22 protein-coding genes and 2 pseudogenes are annotated in these 19,928 nt (G+C 67.6%); 17 read left to right on the top strand and 7 right to left on the bottom strand.

All coding sequences use genetic code 11. From position 1 onward, the window contains the following. Nucleotides 1-44 precede the first annotated feature (44 nt). The 10 genes from ACIO3R_RS04365 to ACIO3R_RS04320 all read left to right on the top strand — a co-directional run bounded on the left by ACIO3R_RS04365 (nt 45) and on the right by ACIO3R_RS04320 (nt 8,600). Complete coding sequence (locus tag ACIO3R_RS04365; RefSeq protein WP_385039353.1) at nt 45-785, top strand: helix-turn-helix transcriptional regulator; 741 nt, start codon at nt 45-47, stop codon at nt 783-785. Beyond that, nucleotides 782-2,203, top strand: a complete 1,422-nt coding sequence (gene sufB, locus ACIO3R_RS04360; protein WP_145762813.1) for a Fe-S cluster assembly protein SufB — start codon at nt 782-784, stop codon at nt 2,201-2,203. Before ACIO3R_RS04365 ends, sufB begins: the two co-directional genes overlap by 4 nt. A gap of 61 nt (nt 2,204-2,264) precedes the next feature. After that, entirely contained in the window at nt 2,265-3,446 is a 1,182-nt protein-coding gene (gene sufD, locus ACIO3R_RS04355) for a Fe-S cluster assembly protein SufD (protein WP_402103195.1), read from the top strand. Continuing rightward, nucleotides 3,446-3,763, top strand: a complete 318-nt coding sequence (locus tag ACIO3R_RS04350) for a bifunctional 3-phenylpropionate/cinnamic acid dioxygenase ferredoxin subunit (protein ID WP_024492618.1) — start codon at nt 3,446-3,448, stop codon at nt 3,761-3,763. Before sufD ends, ACIO3R_RS04350 begins: the two co-directional genes overlap by 1 nt. A gap of 7 nt (nt 3,764-3,770) precedes the next feature. After that, nucleotides 3,771-4,535, top strand: a complete 765-nt coding sequence (sufC, locus tag ACIO3R_RS04345) for a Fe-S cluster assembly ATPase SufC (RefSeq protein ID WP_363021540.1) — start codon at nt 3,771-3,773, stop codon at nt 4,533-4,535. Next, nucleotides 4,532-5,800 (top strand): cysteine desulfurase, encoded by a 1,269-nt coding sequence (locus ACIO3R_RS04340; protein WP_363021541.1) that lies wholly within the window; start codon nt 4,532-4,534, stop codon nt 5,798-5,800. Before sufC ends, ACIO3R_RS04340 begins: the two co-directional genes overlap by 4 nt. A gap of 20 nt (nt 5,801-5,820) precedes the next feature. Further along, entirely contained in the window at nt 5,821-6,276 is a 456-nt protein-coding gene (gene sufU, locus ACIO3R_RS04335) for a Fe-S cluster assembly sulfur transfer protein SufU (protein ID WP_024492621.1), read from the top strand. Continuing rightward, the gene (locus tag ACIO3R_RS04330; RefSeq protein ID WP_363021542.1) at nt 6,273-6,611 is read left to right on the top strand and encodes a metal-sulfur cluster assembly factor; all 339 of its coding nucleotides are present in this window, start codon (nt 6,273-6,275) and stop codon (nt 6,609-6,611) included. Before sufU ends, ACIO3R_RS04330 begins: the two co-directional genes overlap by 4 nt. Before the next feature lie 150 nt (nt 6,612-6,761). Continuing rightward, nucleotides 6,762-8,156, top strand: a complete 1,395-nt coding sequence (locus ACIO3R_RS04325) for a DUF3616 domain-containing protein (protein ID WP_402103190.1) — start codon at nt 6,762-6,764, stop codon at nt 8,154-8,156. A 264-nt stretch (nt 8,157-8,420) separates the two neighbouring features. Continuing rightward, the gene (locus tag ACIO3R_RS04320) at nt 8,421-8,600 is read left to right on the top strand and encodes a hypothetical protein (RefSeq protein ID WP_385039340.1); all 180 of its coding nucleotides are present in this window, start codon (nt 8,421-8,423) and stop codon (nt 8,598-8,600) included. Nucleotides 8,601-8,642: 42 nt separating this feature from the next. Here ACIO3R_RS04320 and ACIO3R_RS04315 read toward each other — a convergent pair whose 3' ends face one another. Together ACIO3R_RS04315 and ACIO3R_RS04310 are read right to left on the bottom strand one after the other, a co-directional pair. Beyond that, nucleotides 8,643-8,813: a hypothetical protein gene (locus ACIO3R_RS04315; protein ID WP_363021545.1), complete on the bottom strand. Its 171-nt coding sequence runs from the start codon at nt 8,811-8,813 to the stop codon at nt 8,643-8,645. Then, nucleotides 8,810-9,049, bottom strand: a complete 240-nt coding sequence (locus ACIO3R_RS04310) for a hypothetical protein (RefSeq protein WP_402103187.1) — start codon at nt 9,047-9,049, stop codon at nt 8,810-8,812. The genes ACIO3R_RS04315 and ACIO3R_RS04310 overlap by 4 nt, the downstream gene beginning before the upstream one ends. Nucleotides 9,050-9,153: 104 nt before the next feature. Here ACIO3R_RS04310 and ACIO3R_RS04305 point away from each other — a divergent pair, with 104 nt between their 5' ends. Continuing rightward, nucleotides 9,154-9,984, top strand: a complete 831-nt coding sequence (locus ACIO3R_RS04305; protein WP_385039334.1) for a Scr1 family TA system antitoxin-like transcriptional regulator — start codon at nt 9,154-9,156, stop codon at nt 9,982-9,984. Beyond that, a complete protein-coding gene (locus ACIO3R_RS04300) occupies nt 9,981-10,190 on the top strand; it encodes a DUF397 domain-containing protein (RefSeq protein ID WP_385039332.1) in 210 nt (69 codons plus the stop codon). Before ACIO3R_RS04305 ends, ACIO3R_RS04300 begins: the two co-directional genes overlap by 4 nt. A gap of 198 nt (nt 10,191-10,388) precedes the next feature. Here ACIO3R_RS04300 and ACIO3R_RS04295 read toward each other — a convergent pair. Both ACIO3R_RS04295 and ACIO3R_RS04290 read right to left on the bottom strand, forming a co-directional pair. Continuing rightward, nucleotides 10,389-11,143, bottom strand: a pseudogene (locus ACIO3R_RS04295) (transposase family protein). Nucleotides 11,144-11,279: 136 nt separating this feature from the next. Further along, on the bottom strand, nt 11,280-11,636 hold the full coding sequence (locus tag ACIO3R_RS04290; RefSeq protein ID WP_385041833.1) for a hypothetical protein: 357 nt from the start codon (nt 11,634-11,636) through the stop codon (nt 11,280-11,282). Between the two features lie 981 nt (nt 11,637-12,617). On the opposite strand from ACIO3R_RS04290, the gene ACIO3R_RS04285 reads away from it, so the two are divergent. Continuing rightward, nucleotides 12,618-14,072, top strand: a complete 1,455-nt coding sequence (locus ACIO3R_RS04285; protein ID WP_402103183.1) for a hypothetical protein — start codon at nt 12,618-12,620, stop codon at nt 14,070-14,072. An 8-nt stretch (nt 14,073-14,080) separates the two neighbouring features. Further along, complete coding sequence (locus ACIO3R_RS04280; protein ID WP_402103180.1) at nt 14,081-15,358, top strand: transposase; 1,278 nt, start codon at nt 14,081-14,083, stop codon at nt 15,356-15,358. A gap of 148 nt (nt 15,359-15,506) precedes the next feature. Here the strand turns inward: ACIO3R_RS04280 and ACIO3R_RS04275 are convergent, their stop codons facing one another. From ACIO3R_RS04275 to ACIO3R_RS04265, 3 genes are read right to left on the bottom strand one after another with little or no spacing between them, the layout of a single operon-like run. Continuing rightward, nucleotides 15,507-16,481 (bottom strand): transporter, encoded by a 975-nt coding sequence (locus tag ACIO3R_RS04275; RefSeq protein ID WP_402103178.1) that lies wholly within the window; start codon nt 16,479-16,481, stop codon nt 15,507-15,509. Continuing rightward, nucleotides 16,478-17,374, bottom strand: coding sequence for an ABC transporter ATP-binding protein (locus ACIO3R_RS04270; RefSeq protein WP_402103176.1), 897 nt, complete (start codon nt 17,372-17,374; stop codon nt 16,478-16,480). The genes ACIO3R_RS04275 and ACIO3R_RS04270 overlap by 4 nt, the downstream gene beginning before the upstream one ends. Continuing rightward, nucleotides 17,371-17,775 (bottom strand): GntR family transcriptional regulator, encoded by a 405-nt coding sequence (locus ACIO3R_RS04265; protein ID WP_401933920.1) that lies wholly within the window; start codon nt 17,773-17,775, stop codon nt 17,371-17,373. The genes ACIO3R_RS04270 and ACIO3R_RS04265 overlap by 4 nt, the downstream gene beginning before the upstream one ends. A 449-nt stretch (nt 17,776-18,224) precedes the next feature. Here ACIO3R_RS04265 and ACIO3R_RS04260 point away from each other — a divergent pair, with 449 nt between their 5' ends. From ACIO3R_RS04260 to ACIO3R_RS04250, 3 genes and pseudogenes are all read left to right on the top strand, one after another. Then, entirely contained in the window at nt 18,225-18,392 is a 168-nt protein-coding gene (locus ACIO3R_RS04260) for a hypothetical protein (protein ID WP_402103173.1), read from the top strand. Nucleotides 18,393-18,397: 5 nt separating this feature from the next. Beyond that, on the top strand, nt 18,398-18,952 hold the full coding sequence (locus ACIO3R_RS04255; protein ID WP_402103170.1) for a resolvase: 555 nt from the start codon (nt 18,398-18,400) through the stop codon (nt 18,950-18,952). Nucleotides 18,953-19,111: 159 nt separating this feature from the next. Then, nucleotides 19,112-19,866, top strand: a pseudogene (locus ACIO3R_RS04250) (transposase family protein). Nucleotides 19,867-19,928: the final 62 nt, after the last annotated feature.

Below are 19,928 nucleotides of genomic sequence, written 5' to 3'. Positions count from 1 at the left end.
GACCGTGCTTGTCAGGGCCGGATGAATTACGCAACAATGGCGTTGTGAAATACGTTGGCGAGGCTCCGCAGGAGGAACTCGCGACCGGTGAGCGCTCGACGCGCAACCGGATCGCGCGCTCCGTCCTGGACCACGGCCCGTCCACCGCCGCCGATCTCGCGAAGCGCCTGGGGCTCACCCAGGCCGCCGTCCGCCGACAGCTCGACGCCCTCGTCTCCGACGATGTCGTGGAGGCCCGCGAGCAGCGGGTGTACGGGGCGCGGACCCGTGGCCGCCCGGCCAAGGTGTTCGCCCTGACCGACTGCGGCCGGGACGCCTTCGACCAGTCCTACGACACGCTCGCCGCGGACGCCCTGCGCTGGATCGCCGAGACCGCGGGCGACGACGCGGTCATGGCGTTCGCCCGTGCCAGGGTCGCCGACCAGTCGGCGGCCTACCGCGCGGCGATCGACGCCGCGGGCCCCGAGACCCGTACGGAGGCCTTGGCCAAGGCTTTGTCCGCCGACGGGTACGCTGCTACGGCGCGTAGCGCGCCGGGCCCGCAGCAGGGCGAGCAGCTCTGCCAGCACCACTGCCCGGTCGCACACGTCGCCGAGGAGTACCCGCAGCTGTGCGAGGCGGAGACGGAGTTCTTCTCCAGCCTCCTGGGGACGCATGTGCAGCGTCTCGCCACCATCGCCCACGGCGACGGGGTGTGCACGACCTACATCCCGCGCAGCGGTCACCCCACCTCACAGACCACTGAATCAGCATCCACAAGCAAGTCCGGGAGGAACCCCGCATGACGCTCCCTACGGAGACTGCCCACCCTGAGCTCGATGGCCTGGGCACGTACGAATTCGGCTGGGCCGACTCCGACGCGGCAGGCGCGGCGGCCAAGCGCGGCCTCTCCGAGGCTGTCGTCCGCGACATCTCGGACAAGAAGAACGAGCCCGAGTGGATGCTGAAGCTGCGGCTCAAGGGCCTCAAGCTCTTCGGCAAGAAGCCCATGCCGAACTGGGGCTCCGACCTGTCGGGCATCGACTTCGACAACATCAAGTACTTCGTCCGCTCGACGGAGAAGCAGGCGGAGTCCTGGGAGGACCTGCCCGAGGACATCAAGAACACGTACGACAAGCTCGGTATCCCGGAGGCGGAGAAGCAGCGTCTCGTCGCCGGTGTCGCCGCGCAGTACGAGTCCGAGGTCGTCTACCACCAGATCAACGAGGAGCTGGAGGCGCAGGGTGTCATCTTCATGGACACCGACACCGCGCTGAAGGAGCACCCGGAGCTCTTCAAGGAGTACTTCGGCACCGTCATCCCCGTCGGTGACAACAAGTTCGCCTCGCTGAACACGGCCGTGTGGTCCGGTGGCTCGTTCATCTACGTGCCGAAGGGCGTGCACGTCGAGATCCCGCTCCAGGCCTACTTCCGTATCAACACGGAGAACATGGGCCAGTTCGAGCGGACGCTGATCATCGTCGACGAGGACGCCTACGTCCACTACGTCGAGGGCTGCACCGCGCCGATCTACTCCTCGGACTCGCTGCACTCCGCGGTCGTCGAGATCATCGTGAAGAAGGGCGGCCGCTGCCGCTACACGACGATCCAGAACTGGTCGAACAACGTCTACAACCTGGTGACCAAGCGCGCCGTCGCCTACGAGGGCGCGACCATGGAGTGGGTCGACGGCAACATCGGCTCCAAGGTCACCATGAAGTACCCGGCCATCTACCTGATGGGCGAGCACGCCAAGGGCGAGACCCTGTCCATCGCCTTCGCGGGCGAGGGCCAGCACCAGGACGCCGGCGCCAAGATGGTCCACATGGCCCCGAACACCTCGTCCAACATCGTCTCCAAGTCGGTGGCACGAGGCGGCGGCCGCACCTCCTACCGCGGTCTCATCGAGATCGGCGAGGGCGCGCCGGGCGCGAAGTCCAACGTGCTCTGTGACGCGCTGCTGGTCGACACGATCTCGCGCTCCGACACCTACCCCTACGTCGACGTCCGCGAGGACGACGTGTCGATGGGGCACGAGGCGACCGTCTCCAAGGTCTCCGAGGACCAGCTCTTCTACCTGATGAGCCGCGGCATGACCGAGTTCGAGGCAATGGCGATGATCGTGCGCGGCTTCGTCGAGCCGATCGCGAAGGAACTCCCGATGGAGTACGCCCTTGAGCTCAACCGGCTGATCGAGCTGCAGATGGAGGGTTCGGTCGGCTAGTACACCGACGACCGAATCCCCCTGACACCGTCTGACTGAGAAAGCGAGCACTACGACAGCCATGGCTGAGGCTCAGAACATTCCGGCGGGCTCCACCACCGCCGGCTCCATCGCGGTGGCCGCCGAGTCGACCGTCGCCACGCGCATTAGCGCCCCCCCGTCCTTCGACGTCGCGGACTTCCCGGTCCCGCACGGCCGCGAGGAGGAGTGGCGGTTCACGCCGCTGGAGCGGCTGCGCGGTCTGCACGACGGCACGGCCGTCGCCACCGGCAGCGGTGTGAAGGTCGCGATCGAGGCGCCCTCGGGCGTCACGGTCGAGACCGTCGGCCGCGACGACGCCCGGCTGGGCAAGGCCGGTACGCCGGTGGACCGGGTGGCCGCCCAGGCCTACTCGTCCTTCGAGCAGGCCTCCGTCGTCACCGTCGACAAGGAAGCCGTGCTCACCGAGCCGATCCGGATCGCGGTGCACGGCGAGGGCGGGGTGGCCTACGGCCACCAGGTCATCCAGCTGGGCGCCTTCGCCGAGGCCGTCGTCGTCATCGACCACACCGGTGACGCGGTCCTCGCCGCCAACGTCGACTACGTCCTGGGCGACGGTGCGAAGCTGACCGTCGTCTCCGTCCAGGACTGGGACGAGAAGGCCGTCCACGTCGGCCAGCACAACGCGCTGGTCGGCCGGGACGCCTCGTTCAAGTCCATCGTCGTCACCTTCGGCGGCGACGTCGTCCGGATCCACCCGCGGATCGCCTACGCGGGCCCCGGCGGCGAGGCCGAGCTCTTCGGCCTGTACTTCACCGACAAGGGCCAGCACCAGGAGCACCGCCTCCTGGTCGACCACAACGCCCCGCACTGCAAGTCCAACGTGGCCTACAAGGGCGCGCTGCAGGGCGACGGCGCGCACGCCGTGTGGATCGGTGACGTCCTGATCCAGGCCAGCGCCGAGGGCACCGACACCTACGAGATGAACCGCAACCTGGTTCTCACCGACGGTGCGCGGGTCGACTCGGTGCCGAACCTGGAGATCGAGACCGGCGAGATCGTCGGCGCCGGCCACGCCTCCGCGACCGGCCGCTTCGACGACGAGCAGTTGTTCTACCTCCAGTCCCGCGGCATCCCCGCCGAGGAGGCCCGCCGCCTCGTCGTGCGCGGCTTCTTCGCCGAGCTGGTCCAGCAGATCGGCCTGCCGGACGTCGAAGCCCGTCTCCTCGACAAGATCGAGACCGAGCTGAAGGCGTCGGTCTGATGGCCTTCGTCAAAGCCTGTGCGCTGAGCGAGCTGGAGGACGACACCCCCAAGCGGGTGGAGCTCGACGGCACGCCGGTGTCCGTCGTCCGCACCGAGGGCGAGGTGTTCGCGATCAACGACATCTGCTCGCACGCGAACGTCTCGCTGTCCGAGGGCGAGGTCGAGGACTGCATGATCGAGTGCTGGCTGCACGGATCGAGCTTCGACCTGCGTACCGGCAAGCCGTCCGGCCTTCCCGCGACGCGCCCCGTCCCCGTATACCCCGTCAAGATCCAAGGGGACGATGTGCTCGTCTCCGTCACCCAGGAGACCTGAGTCACCCATGGCAACGCTTGAAATCCACGACCTGCACGTCACCGTCGAGGCCGACAACGCCACGAAGGAGATCCTCAAGGGCGTCGACCTGACCGTGAAGCAGGGCGAGACCCACGCCATCATGGGCCCCAACGGGTCCGGCAAGTCCACCCTCGCGTACTCCCTCGCAGGCCACCCCAAGTACACGATCACCAGCGGCACGGTGACCCTGGACGGCGAGAACGTCCTGGAGATGACCGTCGACGAGCGCGCCCGCGCCGGTCTGTTCCTCGCCATGCAGTACCCCGTCGAGATCCCCGGTGTCTCGGTCTCCAACTTCCTGCGCACCTCCGCCACCGCCGTCCGCGGCGAGGCCCCCAAGCTGCGTACCTGGGTGAAGGAGGTCAAGGAGGCGATGTCCGAGCTCCACATGGACCCCGCCTTCGCCGAGCGCAACGTGAACGAGGGCTTCTCCGGCGGTGAGAAGAAGCGCCACGAGATCCTTCAGCTGGAGCTCCTCAAGCCGAAGATCGCGATCCTCGACGAGACGGACTCCGGTCTGGACGTCGACGCGCTGAAGACGGTCTCCGAGGGCGTCAACCGGGTCCGCGAGTCCGGCGAGGTCGGCACGCTGCTGATCACGCACTACACGCGCATCCTCAAGTACATCAAGCCCGACTTCGTGCACGTCTTCGCCAACGGCCGCATCGCCGCGTCCGGTGGCGCCGAGCTCGCCGACACGCTGGAGAACGAGGGCTACGAGGCCTACACGAAGGGTGGCGCTTCCGCGTGACTGACGCCCGACAGGGGCTCTCCGGCCTCCTCGACACCGAGGCGATCCGCAAGGACTTCCCGATCCTGGACCGCACGGTCCACGACGGCAAGAAGATCGTGTACCTGGACAACGCGGCGACCTCGCAGAAGCCGCGCCAGGTGCTCGATGCCCTCAACGAGTACTACGAGCGGCACAACGCCAACGTCCACCGCGGCGTGCACGTGCTCGCGGAGGAGGCCACGGCGCTGTACGAAGGCGCCCGTGACAAGGTCGCCGCGTTCATCAACGCACCCAGCCGCAACGAGGTGATCTTCACCAAGAACGCCTCGGAGTCGCTCAACCTCGTGGCCAACATGCTCGGCTGGGCCGACGAGCCCTACCGGGTCGACCACGAGACCGAGATCGTCATCACGGAGATGGAGCACCACTCCAACATCGTGCCGTGGCAGCTGCTCTCGCAGCGCACCGGTGCGAAGCTGAAGTGGTTCGGCATCACCGACGACGGCCGGCTCGACCTGTCCCACATCAACGAGATCATCACCGAGAAGACGAAGATCGTCTCCTTCACACTGGTCTCGAACATCATGGGCACGATCAACCCGGTCGAGCAGATCGTCCGGCGCGCCCAGGAAGTCGGCGCGCTGGTCTGCATCGACGCCTCGCAGGCGGCCCCGCACATGGTGCTCGACGTGCAGGCGCTGCAAGCCGACTTCGTGGCCTTCACCGGCCACAAGATGGTCGGTCCGACCGGCATCGGCGTGCTCTGGGGACGGCAGGAGCTCCTGGAGGACCTGCCGCCCTTCCTCGGCGGCGGCGAGATGATCGAGACCGTGTCGATGAACTCGTCGACGTACGCCCCGGCGCCCCACAAGTTCGAGGCGGGTACGCCCCCGATCGCCCAGGCCGTCGGCCTCGGCGCGGCCGTGGACTACCTCTCGGCGATCGGCATGGAGAACATCCACCGCCACGAGCAGGCCATCACCGAGTACGCGGTGAAGCGGCTCCTGGAGGTCCCGGACCTCAGGATCATCGGTCCGGCCACCGCCGAGGACCGCGGGGCCGCGATCTCCTTCACACTCGGCGACATCCACCCGCACGACGTGGGTCAGGTACTCGACGAGCAGGGCATCGCCGTCCGGGTGGGACACCACTGCGCACGGCCGGTCTGCCTGCGGTACGGAATTCCTGCGACGACGCGAGCGTCGTTCTATCTGTACTCCACGCCCGCCGAGGTCGACGCCCTGGTGGACGGCCTGGAACACGTCCGGAACTTTTTCGGTTAGACAGCGGCGAGGGTTGACTGGTGAAGCTTGATTCCATGTACCAGGAAGTGATCCTGGACCACTACAAGCACCCCCACGGGCGTGGCCTGCGGGACGGCGACGCCGAGGTGCATCACGTCAATCCGACGTGCGGTGACGAGATCACGCTGCGCGTACGGTACGACGGCGAGACCATCGCCGATGTGAGCTACGAGGGCCAGGGCTGCTCCATCAGCCAGGCCAGCGCCTCCGTGCTGAACGAACTGCTGGTCGGCAAGGAACTGGGCGAGGCCCAGAAGATCCAGGCCGCGTTCCTGGAACTGATGCAGTCCAAGGGACAGCTGGAGCCGGACGACGCGATGGAGGAGGTGCTGGAGGACGCGGTCGCGTTCGCCGGCGTCTCCAAGTACCCGGCCCGGGTCAAATGCGCGCTGCTGAGCTGGATGGCGTGGAAAGACGCGACGGCGAAGGCGCTGTCCGAAGGGAAGACGGCATGAGCGACAACGAGACTCTCACCACCAAGCCGGCCTCCGAGGAGGAGGTCCGCGAGGCGCTGTACGACGTCGTCGACCCCGAGCTGGGCATCGATGTCGTCAACCTGGGCCTGATCTACGGCATCCATGTGGACGACGCGAACATCGCCACCCTCGACATGACCCTGACGTCGGCGGCCTGTCCGCTGACCGATGTCATCGAGGACCAGGCGAGGTCCGCCACCGACGGCATCGTCAACGAGCTCCGGATCAACTGGGTCTGGATGCCGCCGTGGGGTCCCGACAAGATCACGGACGACGGCCGCGAGCAGCTGCGCGCGCTGGGCTTCAACGTCTGAGCGACACCGTGTGCGTGTGAACGGCCCCCGGCTCCTGTCTGAGCCGGGGGCCGTTCGGCGTTGTTCGTCCGCCGTATCCCCGGCGTCCGCCCGCCGTTGGCGCGAGAATCAGAACCTACTTCTCGACACCCCGCCGACGAGAGGCACACCGTGCTGCATCAGCTTGTCCTCCCTCACCGCCGGACCGTCGCCGCCGCGGGAGGTGCACTGGCGCTGGCCGCCCTGGGTCTGGGCGCACCCGCGCACGCCGCGAGCTACGGAACGCCGACGATCACGCTGTCCGTCGGCTATCTCTCCGGCGCCGTCGGCGCGACCGCCGACCCCGTGGTGACGGTCACCGTCGGGCAGAGCGGAGCCGATGTGTCGGCGCTCGGCGTGGCGGCGTCCGCCAGCTCCAAGTCGTCCGTCGCCGCCACCGGCGATGTGACGGTGACCGGTACGGGCGCCACCCGGCAGCTCCGGGTCGCCGCCCACGCCCGCGGCTACACGGACCTCACGATCAAGGTCACCGGCCTCGGCGGCAAGTCCGCCACCAAGTCCCTGCACTACGCGGCGTCCGCCGCCGTCCGGAACGCGGCCGACACGCGCTACCTCACCGGCTCCTCGGACGCCTCGGCCGCCGTCGACGCCGGTGACGGCTATGTGGTGGTCGCCGACGACGAGACCAACACCCTGCGCCTCTACGACAGTTCGGTCTCCGGGGCGCCCGTCCGTACCTGGGACGTCGCCTCGAAGCTCGGGGTGTCCAAGGAGATCGACATCGAGGGCGCGGCCCGGGTCGGGAACACGATCTACTGGACCGGTTCGCTGGGCAACAACAAGGACGGTGCGTACAAGTCCGACCGCAACACCGTCTTCACGACCACGGTGAGCGGCTCCGGCGCCGCCACGGAGCTGACGGTCGGCGGGAAGTACAAGAAGCTCCGCGACGACCTCGTCGCCTGGGACAAGACGAACGGCAACCGCTACGGCTTCGCGGCGGGGACGAAGGACGGCGAGGCGCCCAAGCAGATCGACGGGTTCAACATCGAGGGCCTGGAGTTCGCACCCGGCTCGACGACCACCGCCTACCTCGGCTTCCGCGCCCCGCTCGTCCCGCCGAAGGAGGGCGGCAAGGCGCTGATCGTGCCCGTCACCAACTTCGACAAGGTGGCCGGCTCAGGAGCGAAGGCGACGATCGGCACCCCGATCGAGCTGGACCTCGGCGGACTCAGCATCCGCGACATCCGCAAGAACTCCGCCGACCAGTATCTGATCGTGGCCGGTTCCTGGGCGGCGGACGACAACTCCGATCCGTACGCCCTTTACTCCTGGGACGGTATCGCGGGCCACGCGCCGGTCAAGCGCCTCGACCTGCCGACCACCGACCCGGGCGGCTGGGAGGCCGTCGTCGACGTCCCCGACCTCAACACGCCCGGCGCACGAGCCCAGCTGATCACGGACGCGGGTTCGGCCGATCTGTACGGGGACGGCACGGAGGCCAAGGACCTCGACCACGACGAGTGGAAGAAGTCCCGCGCCACCTGGTTCACCGTCAACGGCTGACCCACCGCGGCGAACCCCACGGTCCGCCCTCCGCACGGCCGTGCCCGCCGGTCCGCCCGGCGAGCGCGGTCGTTTCGCTGTCCGCCGACGGCACGCCCCGGCCGGAGGCGCCGCCCGGCGAGCGTCACCAGGAGGCCGAGGGCGGGGTCCACCACGGTGAACACGTCGGGGCACCCGGATTCCAGCCGGGCCATGGCGTGGTCCTGCTGGCCGAGGTCATCGCCCCAGGCCCGGAGCGCCGCGCGCACACCGGAGCTCTGACGGATGACCGTGCGTACGTCCATCCCGCCGGACCACGCGGAACCGTACGCGGCGCCGCGTCCTTCCACGAGCCGCAGCGCCTGCCGCCGCAGCCACCGCAGGGCGAGCCGGCGATTCCTCACCACGGCCCCGCCGAGCGACACGGCACGCTGCCCGGTCGTCGCGGTGACCTCCACCGCGTAGCCCGCACCGGTCACGCCGCACACTCCCCACCCGGGCGCCGCTTCACGCCCGCTCCCCGTGCGCGGCGGCCAGATGCCGCTTGCGCAGCACACGGCAGTCGGTCGCCCGGCTCTCGTCCCGCTCACGCCGGGCTGCGGCTTCGGCCAGATCAAGCTTCTGGCACTCCCGGCACACGGCGGTCCCGGAAGGCTCGGTGCTGCTGCGGTCGGTCATGTCACTTCCCCCCGGCTCCTGGCGTTCTCGTACGCGGTACGGGCGTGGAGGCGCTCGTCGCGGGTGGCGGGGCGGATGTGTTCGGGGACGGCTTCCCACTCGGGACCCCCGCCGATGGGCCGCAGTGACCAGTAGGGGCCGGAGACCCCTCGGAACTCTCCGACGCGGTCGTTACGGCTGCTGTCCGCCATGAGCGTCCCGGCGGGCGGGAGCTGGGCGTGCTTCTGCTCAGGCATCGCCGCTCCTCTCTGTAGTCGTTTCACTACCAAGGGCGTTCAGCGTGGCTTAGGCTCGGAGCGAGTTCAACTTGCAGCAACTGAGTGGGGAGTTGGATTTCCGAATGGTGAACCGTAAGGAACTGGACCCGGACAAGTCACCCAGTGCGCGCTTCGGCCAGCTTCTCCGCATGCTGAGGGATGAACGCGGCTGGACACAGGACGAGCTGGCTGAGCGCATGGGGTGCTCAGGCACGCATATTTCAGCCGTTGAGACTGGTCGTCGCCCCCCAACTCTGCAGTTTGCGAAGAGTGCTGACAGAGTGTTCGGCACGGGTGACCGATTCGAGCGCATGAGTCGGGCAGTGAGGTACACGGCACTACTTGAAGGCTTCCCGGAGTACGTTGCGCATGAGGCGCGTGCGGCGGAGATCCGGCTGTACGAAGTGGGTGTCGTCCCTGGCCTGCTCCAGACGCCGGAGTACGCGGCAACGCTGGAAGCTGACGCGGTTCGGCGTGAAGCCGTCACCCCTGAACAGGCCGACGAGCGAGTGGAGCTAGTGGTGCGGAGGCAAGCCGCGCTTGCCCGTATCCCGTCACCCTTGATCTTTGCTGTGCTCGACGAGGGCTGCATTCGTCGGCCGATGGGTGATCCCGCTGTCATGGAAGCCCAGTTCGATCGCCTGCTGGCGTTTGCTGAGCGGCCGAACACTGTGCTGCAAGTAGCGCCGTTCTCCATGGGGGCGCGGCGACCGTTCAGCCTGCCCATCACCGTACTCACGATGCCGGACCGCTCTCTCATGTCCTACGCGGAGTCCGCCCAGCGCGGGCATCTTGAACGCGAAACTGCCTTCGTGCTGCCCATACTGACGGCCTACCATCAACTGCAGGCCGAGGCGCTCTCCCAAGCGGCATCCGTGGCCATGATCGAGCAGTTACGAAAGGGCACCCCGTGACGACCGAATCCCCTCGTTGGTTCAAGTCCTCGTACAGCGGCAACGGCGGCCAGTGCGTCGAGGTCGCTACCAACCTTGTCGACTCGCTCGGCATCGTGCCGGTCCGTGACTCCAAGGAGCAGGCCGGTCCGGTTCTGAACGTTCCCGCCGCCTCGTTCGCCTCCTTCGTGGCAGGTGCCAGGGCCGGAGAGTTCGGCGCCGTCTGACCACGGTGTGGATGTTCCGCCTTGCGTGGGTCCAGTTGTGGGCCGAAGGGCCCTCGCAGGCGGCATCCGTGGCTATGACTCCTGAGCTCGACGTCGATGTCCAACAGTGCGCCATGGGTGAGGGCTTCGTAGCAGAACACCGCCGACCAGGCCGGGAGGTCATGGGGCAGATGGGGCCACTGGCCTTTTCCATCTTGATCAGGTGGCGAGTTCGAGGGCGACGACGGCTCGGACGACGGCGGTGATCCGGGTGGTGCTGCGGCGGAGCTTCCGCAGGAGCCGCCAGCATTTGAGGGTGGCCCGGGCGCGTTCGCCGAGGCTGCGGATCTTCGCGTGATCGCGGTTGTGACGCCGACGCCAACCACGCGGATTCTTGCCCCGGAGCGGGACGCGGATAGCAGGGCCGGCGCCCTGATACGCCTTGTCGGCCCAGCACTTGGTGCCGTCTGCGGCGAGGGTGGCGGGAATGCCGTGGGTCCGGGCCGCGGTCAGATCGTGCACGGCTCCGGGTAGTGCGTCCGAGGCCCAGATCAGGCGTCCGGCGGGATCGGCGATGACCTGCACGTTCATCCCGTGGTGCTTCTTCTTCCCCGAGTAGTACGGGCGGTCTGCGGCGATGCGGTCGATCGGCAGCACGGTGCCGTCGAGGATCACGTACGCCTTCCTCCGCACGGTCGTCATGGCCTGCTCCAACGTGGGTGCGAGGGCGGCCAGGAGATCGACGGCCTCGCGTATGTAGCGGTAGGCCGTGGCGATCCCGATTGCGGAAGCCCGCGGCGAGACGGGCGTAGGTGTCGCCGCAGCGGAGGTGGGCCAGGACGAGCAGGGCCTGCTGGGCCACAGGTGAGGCGACGCCACCGGGAGCCGATCCGACGGCGGTGACCTGCGAGGAGACCGGAGAGGTGCTGCAGGGCACGGCTGGACAGATCGATACCGGAAGGGTAGACAAGCACGCGAAAGCTCCTGGCGGACTGGTGATCTTGGTCGTGAACCCGTCTACCAGGAGCTTTCTTCATGCCCGTCGCCGGGGGTGCCGTCCAACCGCCCGGCAGGTTGGAAACTGCTCAGTGACGCCACCGTGGACAAGGCCTATTTGAAGGAGCCGGCGTTGAGGACGATGAAGCCCCCTTCCGGCCGGCATGCCCGCGCGATGTCCGCGTCCTTCATCCTGGCGTCGTCTGCCTCCCAGAAAGAGCCACTCGCCTTGATCGTGGCGCCTTCCAGAGTCGTGCCGAAGTTCGGGACTTCGACACCCCGCTTGCCGCCCTCGCGGGCCGGCTGCACGTCCTTCGACCAGATCGGCGACACTGTGACCTCGACGCCGCCCTTGTCGGCGTGCACCACCAGGCAGTCGCCGTCAGCAATGTACTCGAGACGTCCGCCCACCAGCATGTCTTCGGCCAGCTCGCGGTTGTGAACCAGGATCTTCGGGTTCTCGCCCTTCACGGCGAGACCGTCCGGGGAGGTCTGGCCCCCGCTGCTCTTTCCGCCTCCGCCTCCACCTCCGCAAGCGGAGAGGGCGAGCAACCCGGAAACGAGCAAGAAGCGGTTGATCGTTCTCGGAAACCGCACAGGTCAAGCCTCTCTATAGCCCTGTGGGGCAAGCGGCTCAGCTTGCCCCACAGAAATTAGAACTACCTCTTCATCGCTGCCAGACGTCGTAGCCGCGATTCTGGAACAAATACGCGGGTGTGAAGACGCTGCGAACAGCTCCACCCTTACTCACGATGCCGGTGTGAATTCCGACCGCAGTGCCTCCGTGATACCACGGACCTCCACTGTCGCCGCCTGCCGAGACGTTGCTATTGGTGAGCACCATAGTCAGCCTGGAGGCGGTCGAAGGATTCGCTAGATAGTTGTCCACAGCCACCTGGAGGGAACTTCCATCCGCCTTGGCAGATTTCTTTATCCTGTCCAGTGTGGGGCTGCTGAAATCGACGTTTTGCTTCTCAGAGTTGAGGAAGGCGGACACTTCGACGGGAGTTTCAGGCCCACTGGCCGAACTCGCCGAAGGGGCGGCCAACAGTAGCCCCATTAGCGCCGAAACTGTCCCAAATGGTGCGAAACCGCCGGTTCTTGTGCTCGATATTCGTTGAAACATCCCCCAAGGTTGCCGATTGCAATAGATCTGCAATCCTTTCCCTAACCTTTGCACGGCGGGACATTGCCAGGCAAGAGTTATTTAACCTCGATCTTTCGTGATGGGCTGCCGACGGAGTCGGTGGCCCATTTCGTTGCCGATGACTGAGCCGTTTCCAACCTGGGGTAGCGCCGAAGTACAAGCAGTCCCAGGCACGGCCCATCGCTGAGGCGGCGATCCGCAAGGAGGCCGCGTCGAAGAACCGCCCCGCCGACCTGATCAATATCGCGCTGGAGAAGGTGGTGGCGGCCGGGCTGGAACTGCCGGCGTTTTCCACCTTCGACACGATGGCTTCCACGATTCGCACCGAGGTGAACACCGCGATCTGCTGTGGCATCCACGACCGGATGAGCCTCGCCGAGCAGGCGGGGATGCTGCGGCTGCTGGAAGAGTGCGACAGCGACGGCACCACGCAGTTCAATCGGCTGAAGCAGACCGCCCAGGGCCCGAGCTGGTCGCACTTCAAGCGCCTGTTCACGCACCTGGAGTGGCTGGACGAGCTCGGCGACACCGCGGTGTGGGTGGACGGTGTTGCCGCGCCGAAGGTCACCGATTTCGCCGGGGAGGCGGATGCGGCGGACGCTTCCGAGCTGCGGGACTACGCGGGCATCAAGCGGATCGCGCTGCTGGCCTGCCTCGCCCACAAGGCCCGGCTGCGGGTGCGGGACGATCTGGCGACGATGTTCTGCAAACGGGTCGCCATGAAGATCAAGAAGGCCAAGGAGGAGCTGGAGGAGATCCGGCTCGCCGAGCGGGAGATCGTCGAGTCCTTGATCGGGAACTACCGCACCGTGCTCAAGAACCTCGACGACGGCGGCCCCGCCCAAGAAGCGCTGGCGAAGGCCGCGGCGATGACCGCCGAGGCCGTGAAGGCCCTGGACGAGCCGGACGAGGCGGCGCCCGTGGAAGAGGTCGCCCGGCGCCCGGGCGGGGAGGTCTTCCCAGCCGTGCTCGCCCTGGCGAAGGCCCAGTTGGTGCAGGCCGGCGGTCTGGGGGCGGTTACCAGGGCAGTGGAGAGCTTCTGCGGGTTCGCGGGGGCGGGGCAGTACGAGCAGATCGAGAAGGTCTCCGCGCATCACGGCAACTTCTGGGAAGTGCTGCTGTACGGGCAGCTCGGCCCGGACCGGTCGGTGATGTTCGACCTGGCGGAGAAACTGGAGTTCACCACGACGTCCGAGGACGGGCGGGTGCTGGCCGCACTCGCGCACGCGATGCGCAACGAGAGCGCCCGCGGCGAGTACATCACCGCACTCGGCGAGGACGGCAAGACCGTCGACATCTCCTTCGCCACGCAGAACTGGCGCAAGGCCGTGCTCGACAAGACGAGGCCGGGCCGGTTCGTCCGCAAGCGCTTCGAGGCGATGGTCCTCACCCACCTCGCCGAGGAGCTGCGCACCGGGGACGTCGCGGTGGTCGGCTCGGAGGAGTACGCCGACTGGAGCGAGCAGCTGCTCGCGTGGGAGGACATCCAGGAGAAGCCGGCCGACTACCTGGTGGAGGTCGGGCTGTGCGAGGAGGTCGAGGCCGGTGCCTTCGACGCGGCGTCCTTCCGCCAGCAGTTGGAGGACAAGCTGCGCGGCGCCGCCGCGGCGGCGGATGCCGGGTACCCGGACAGCGAGGGCCTGGTTATCGACCCGGAGACCGGCATCCCGTCCCTGAAGCCGCACCGTTCCGAGGGGCAGCGGCCTTCGGCGAAGCGCCTGGAGCAGGAGGTCAAGGCCCGGATGCCGGACGCACGCTGAGGGGGATCGTGGCCCGGACCGCGTACTGGGTGGAGTGGTGGCGCCGCTTCGGGCCGCCCTCGGGCAACGACCCGAAGCTCAAGGACCCGTTCGGCCGGTACGCGCTGACCACGTTCGTCAAGGGCACCAACATGGGCCCGTACGAGGCGGCCAAGCACATCCCCGGGGTGTCCGGGCATGAGCTGTCGTACGTGGCCAACCGGCACTTCTCCATCGCGCTGCTGAACGAAGCCGTCGCTGACCTGGTCAACGCGCATGCCCGCCTCGACATCTCCCAGGCGTGGGGCGACGGCACCGCTGTGGCGGCGGACGGCACCCACATGGACACGTACCTCAACAACCTGCTCGCCGAGACGAGCGTGCGCTACAAGGCGGGCGGGATCGCCTACCACCACATCTCGGACACCTGCATCGCGCTGTTCACGCACTTCATCCCGTGCGGGGTGTGGGAGGCCGTGTACATCATTGAGGGCCTCCTCAAGAACACCAGCGAGGTGAAACCGACCACCGTGCACGCCGATACCCAGGGCCAGAGCGTGCCGGTTTTCGCCTTGGCGCATCTGCTGGGCTTCGATCTGATGCCCAGGATCAGGAACTGGAAGGGCCTGACCTTCTACCGCCCGTCCAAGCAGAGCGAGTACGTGCACATCGACTCCCTGTTCGGGGAGGTGGGCAAGAACGTCATCGACTGGGATCTGATCGAGTCCCAGTTCCGGCACCTGATGCGGGTGGCCGTGTCCGTACGTGAGGGCGCCATCTCCTCCTCGGCGCTGCTGAAGCGGCTGCGGTCGGGCTCGCACAAGAACTCCACCTACACCGCGTTCCGCGAGGTCGGCCGTGTGGTACGCACGGTGCAGCTGTTGCGCTACCTCTCGGACGCACCACTTCGCCGGCGGGTTACCGCGGCGACGAACAAGGTGGAGTCGTTCAACCGGTTCTCCCAGTGGGTCGGCTTCGGCAACCAGGGCGTCCTCGCCGACAACGACCCCATCGAGCAGGAGAAGGCGATGAAGTTCAACGCCCTGCTCACCAACGCGGTCATTTTTCACAACGCCCTGGACATCGCGGAGATCGTCCGGCAGCTCCTGGAGGAAGGCTGGGAGATCGACCCGGAGGACCTGGCGCATATCTCGCCGTACCTGACCGAGCACATTAAACGGTTTGGTGATTACTCCACCCACGAACTCGGCATCCAGCCCGAGGCGTACGACCCCAAACTCGACGTCGACTTCACCCAGCTCCGCGACCAGGACCTGCGCGCCGAGGGCTTCGGGACCGCGGCCTGACTGGGCGAGACCGGGTCTGTACGGGGACCAACGGAACAGTCGGGATCGGCAAGATTGATCTTGAACGGTGAAAGGACTCTGGCGACCGTGAGGGGCAGCCAGCCTCGGTTGCCCCTCACGGTCACTCCTGTAGTGGCACTGGCCTCTGTCAGGTCAGTCGGCGGCGGATCCACCAGGCGCAGAACCCAGTCAGGGCGAGGCCGAGGCCGAGGTAGAGCCCGGTCTCGACCCACTGAAGGGTCCAGAAATTGCCGGCGGGCTGGTAGGAGACCTGCTGCCGGTACCCGGCCTTGGTGAGGTTGGCGGCGCAGTCCGACATGGAGGAGCAGTCGGTGAGCGACTCGGGCAGGGCGGCCGGTCGGCCGGAGGCGTTGACGGTCTGCTCGGACAGGACCCAGGCGCCCGGCTGGCCGAAGTCCACCTCGCGCACGGCGTCGATGCCGATGTTCACCGGCTTGGCCTGGGTGAACGACAGGGTGACATCGACGGACGGGGCCAAGTGCGGCCGGACCCACAGGGGCATGGCGATCTGGATGGCGGCGTACGTGGCGAGGGTGGCAGCCATCGCGGGCACGGTGCGACGGATGAGCACACCAAGGGTGACGCCGAGCATGAAGGCGAAGGCGGCATAGCCGATCGGGACGATGCCGCGCTCACCGAAGACCAGGGGATCGATGCGCGGGTAGAAGGGATCTGCGCCGGTCCCGCCGCTGTTGACGGCCTGGTCGATCGGACCGCTCCACCAGGTCACCGCCACAGACGCCAGGGCGGCAGCGGCCATGGTGGCCACGCCGGTGAGAACGAGTTTGGTCGCGAGCCAGCGGGTACGGGTGATGCTCTGGTTCCACGCCAGGCGGTACGTGCCGGTCTCCAGCTCACGCGTGATCAGCGGTGCGCCCCAGAACATGCCGATCACGGCCGGTACGAGCAGGACGATGACGAGGCCGAGGTAGTACACGGTCTGGTCGGCGCTGGTGATCCGGCCGAACAGGTCGTCCCCGGCACTGGCGTACAGGTCGGCCAGCTGCGGGCCGGTGACCGCGAGGAGCACGGCGAGGAAGGCCAGGGCGAGATACACGACCGTGGCTTGGGTGCGGAACTGTCGCCAGGTCAGCCAGATCATCGCAGCACCTCAAGGGTGGGTCGGGTGTCGCGGAAGGCATCCGCGGGGCGCGTCATGTAGGCCAGGACGATGTCTTCCAGGCCGAGCGGGGTCACGCTCCAGGAAGGATCGTGGACCGCGGTGTCGGTGCGCACCAGGAGAGTGGTCTGCCGGTCGGTGTGGCTGGCGGAGATGACGTGCTGGCCCGAGGGAAACGTGGCCGGGTCACGGCGCGGGCCGGTGAGCCGGTGGTGCGAGACGACCAGGTCGTCGATGTCGCCGGCCACCTGCACCTGGGAGTCGACCAGGACGATGACGTAGTCGCAGGTCCGCTCCACGTCGGAGACGAGATGCGAGGAGAGCACGACGCTCATCTCGTGCTCGGCGACTGCCTCCATCAGATCCTGCATGAACTCTCGCCGGGCGAGCGGGTCGAGGGCGGCGACCGGCTCGTCCAGGATGAGCAGTTCGGGCCGCTTGGCGATGCCCAGGGTGAGGGCGAGCTGCGCCCGCTGGCCCCCGGACAGTTTCCCGGCCCGCTGTTTCGGGTCCAGGCCGAGCCGACGGATCCGGTCCCGCGCCACGGCGTCGTCCCAGTTCGGATTAAGCCGCTGACCGAAGTCGAGGTGGTCGGCGACGCTCAAGGACGCATAGGTCGGGGTGTCCTGGGCGACGAAGCCGACCTTGGCCAGCTGTTCCACGCCCTCGGCTGGACGGCCTCCGCACACCTCGATGGTGCCGGCGGTCGGGGTCAGCATGCCGGAGGCCAGGTTCAGCAGGGTGGACTTGCCCGCCCCGTTGGGCCCGACCAGGCCCACCACCCGGCCGGCCGGAACGTCCAGATCGCAGTTCTGCAGCGCCCAGCGTTGCTTGTACTTCTTGCCCAGTGCCTGGGCCCGTAAGACGGCGCTCACGCTACGTCCTCTCCGGCTGCGTTACGAAAGGTGTTCATGAACAGTGCCTCGATGCTTTCCTCGTCGAGTCCGGCCAGACGGGCCTTGGTCAGCCAGCGCTGGAGGTCCTTGCGCAGCGGGCCGTGCGCGGCGAGCGTGCCGTCGGCCAGCGTGCGGGTCACGAAAGTCCCGACGCCCGGACGGGCGCCGACCAGCCCCTCGTGCTCCAGCTCGCGGTACGCCTTGAGCACCGTGTTCGGGTTGACCGCGATCTGCTTTGCCACGTCCTTGACCGTGGGCAGCTTGTCCCCCTCCTTCAGCAGGCCCAGGCGCAGCGCATGGCGGACCTGCTGGACCAGCTGCTGATAGGGAGACAGGCCGGACCGGCCGTTCAGGTGGAACTCAATCACCCGTTCCTCCATTTACCTAGTTGCCTATCACTATAGCTCTCTAAGTCGCCCATTCGGCAAGGGAGACCTCCGCAGCGCGAGGCTGGTGCCCGTCGGACTCGCTCGGGTGTCGTCAAACAAACGTTTGACGACAGGCAGCCGACGCGTCCAATGAACCCGTGCAATCAGGGGCTTCGAGGCGGCGCGAATCCAATCAGATCCGATGGTGATTGCTGACAGGGTTTGACGACAGATAGGGCCCGATCCTCCGTACGGAGGGGGCCTCTCGGTGGCGAACCTGGTCTGCAAGCGGGTGTCGACCGACCAGCAGTCGACCGACCGCCAGAACCTCGTCCTGGACGAGGCCGGGATCGAGGACCCGGTCGTCTTCGAGGAGGAGGCCGGCACTTCCAGCCGCCTCCATCCGCTTGAGCGCACGAAGTTCGGTGATCTCCTCGCGTACGCGCGGCGCGGGAGACACCGTGCACATCTCCGAGATGTTCCGCCTGGTCCGGGGCACGGGCCACATTCTCGACGTGCTCGATATCCTGCACCGCGACCGCCTCGCCCTGCGCATCCACGACGGCGCGTTCTCCTCGATGGACCTCACCGCCCGCCACCCGCGACCGGAGAGCTGCTGTCTACCGTGAAGTTCATGGTGCAGACCCTCGCCGCCGCCGGCGGACTCCAGCGCGACCTCCAGCGGGAGCTGACGTACGACGGGCTGCGGGCCGTCGAGGCGAAGGGCAACAAGGGCGGGCGCCGCCCCGCCGTCCCGGCCGCGAAGGCCGAAGCCGTGCGCACCGCATACCTGGAAGGCCGCTCCATCGCCGCGCTCGCCCGCGACCACCAGGTCAGCCGCGGCGCCATCCGTACCGCCGTCGCCGACCTCCTGCCCGACTACACAGCCGCCGCCCCAGGCGCCCCAGCCCCGGAAACGCCAGTCGTCCTCGACATGCCGGGCAAGGTCGCCGACTTCCTCCGCGCCGCCGAGCTGGACGACGCCGAGCGAGCCTCGCTCGACGAGGGCCAGGCCGTACGGCGCGGCCAGGGCTACACCCTTCGCGCCACTGCCGTACCCGCGGTTCATCGCCAACTCCTGGACCGCTGCCAGGTCCTCGACAGCACCACGGCAGTCCCGGCCCAGCGCAAGGCCCGCCGCGAGTACGAGAACCGCGTCAACGGTCTCGCGGCCCACCCTGAGAGCTGAAGAGACCCACCAAGATCAAGAACTGGTGGCCTTTGGGCTTACCCCGGCGCTACCCCAACCTGACGGGTGGGTGGACCGGCAGCCCCGGCGGCGGGCATGAAGAAAGCTCCTGGTAGACGGGTTCACGACCAAGATCACCAGTCCGCCAGGAGCTTTCGCGTGCTTGTCTACCCTTCCGGTATCGATCTGTCCAGCCGTGCCCTGCAGCACCTCTCCGGTCTCCTCGCAGGTCACCGCCGTCGGATCGGCTCCCGGTGGCGTCGCCTCACCTGTGGCCCAGCAGGCCCTGCTCGTCCTGGCCCACCTGCGCTGCGGCGACACCTACGCCCGTCTCGCCGCGGGCTTCCGCAATCGGGATCGCCACGGCCTACCGCTACATACGCGAGGCCGTCGATCTCCTGGCCGCCCTCGCGCCCACGCTGGAACAGGCCATGACGTCCGTCCGGAAGAAGGCGTACGTGATCCTCGACGGCACCGTGCTGCCGATCGACCGCATCGCCGCAGACCGGCCGTACTACTCCGGGAAGAAGAAGCGTCACGGGATGAACGTGCAGGTCATCGCCGATCCCGCCGGACGCCTGATCTGGGCCTCGGACGCACTGCCGGGAGCCACACACGGCCTGACCGCGGCGCGGGCCCACGGCATTCCCGCCGCCCTCGCCGCAGACGACATCAAGTGCTGGGCCGACAAGGCGTATCAGGGCGCCGGCCCCGCGATCCGTGTCCCGATCCGTGGCAAGCACCTGCGCGGCTGGCGCCGACGTCACAACCGGGACCACACGAAGATCCGCAGCCTCGGTGAACGCGCCATGGCGATCCTCAAGTCCTGGCGGCTTCTGCGGAAGCTCCGCTGTAGCACCACCCGCATCACAGCCGTCGTCCGAGCCGTCGTCGCCCTCGAACTCGCCAGCTGATCAAGGTGGAAAAGGTTCACTGGTAGCCCGTCGGTTTCTGACGGGGAGATCGCGCTCACGAC

The sequence above is a fragment of the Streptomyces sp. NPDC087428 genome (assembly GCF_044744085.1).
GTDB lineage: Bacteria > Actinomycetota > Actinomycetes > Streptomycetales > Streptomycetaceae > Streptomyces.
This window is presented reverse-complemented; position numbering and strand designations above follow the sequence as displayed.

Bases quoted from the DNA above. Each gene is read 5' to 3' on its own strand.
- sufB (WP_145762813.1), top strand. From the start codon at position 782: ATGACGCTCCCTACGGAGACTGCCCACCCTGAGCTCGATGGCCTGGGC.
- sufD (WP_402103195.1), top strand. From the start codon at position 2,265: ATGGCTGAGGCTCAGAACATTCCGGCGGGCTCCACCACCGCCGGCTCC.
- ACIO3R_RS04350 (WP_024492618.1), top strand. From the start codon at position 3,446: ATGGCCTTCGTCAAAGCCTGTGCGCTGAGCGAGCTGGAGGACGACACC.
- sufC (WP_363021540.1), top strand. From the start codon at position 3,771: ATGGCAACGCTTGAAATCCACGACCTGCACGTCACCGTCGAGGCCGAC.
- ACIO3R_RS04330 (WP_363021542.1), top strand. From the start codon at position 6,273: ATGAGCGACAACGAGACTCTCACCACCAAGCCGGCCTCCGAGGAGGAG.
- ACIO3R_RS04320 (WP_385039340.1), top strand. From the start codon at position 8,421: ATGACCGTGCGTACGTCCATCCCGCCGGACCACGCGGAACCGTACGCG.
- ACIO3R_RS04315 (WP_363021545.1), bottom strand. From the start codon at position 8,813: ATGACCGACCGCAGCAGCACCGAGCCTTCCGGGACCGCCGTGTGCCGG.
- ACIO3R_RS04310 (WP_402103187.1), bottom strand. From the start codon at position 9,049: ATGCCTGAGCAGAAGCACGCCCAGCTCCCGCCCGCCGGGACGCTCATG.
- ACIO3R_RS04305 (WP_385039334.1), top strand. From the start codon at position 9,154: ATGGTGAACCGTAAGGAACTGGACCCGGACAAGTCACCCAGTGCGCGC.
- ACIO3R_RS04285 (WP_402103183.1), top strand. From the start codon at position 12,618: ATGGCTTCCACGATTCGCACCGAGGTGAACACCGCGATCTGCTGTGGC.
- ACIO3R_RS04275 (WP_402103178.1), bottom strand. From the start codon at position 16,481: ATGATCTGGCTGACCTGGCGACAGTTCCGCACCCAAGCCACGGTCGTG.
- ACIO3R_RS04265 (WP_401933920.1), bottom strand. From the start codon at position 17,775: ATGGAGGAACGGGTGATTGAGTTCCACCTGAACGGCCGGTCCGGCCTG.
- ACIO3R_RS04255 (WP_402103170.1), top strand. From the start codon at position 18,398: ATGGTGCAGACCCTCGCCGCCGCCGGCGGACTCCAGCGCGACCTCCAG.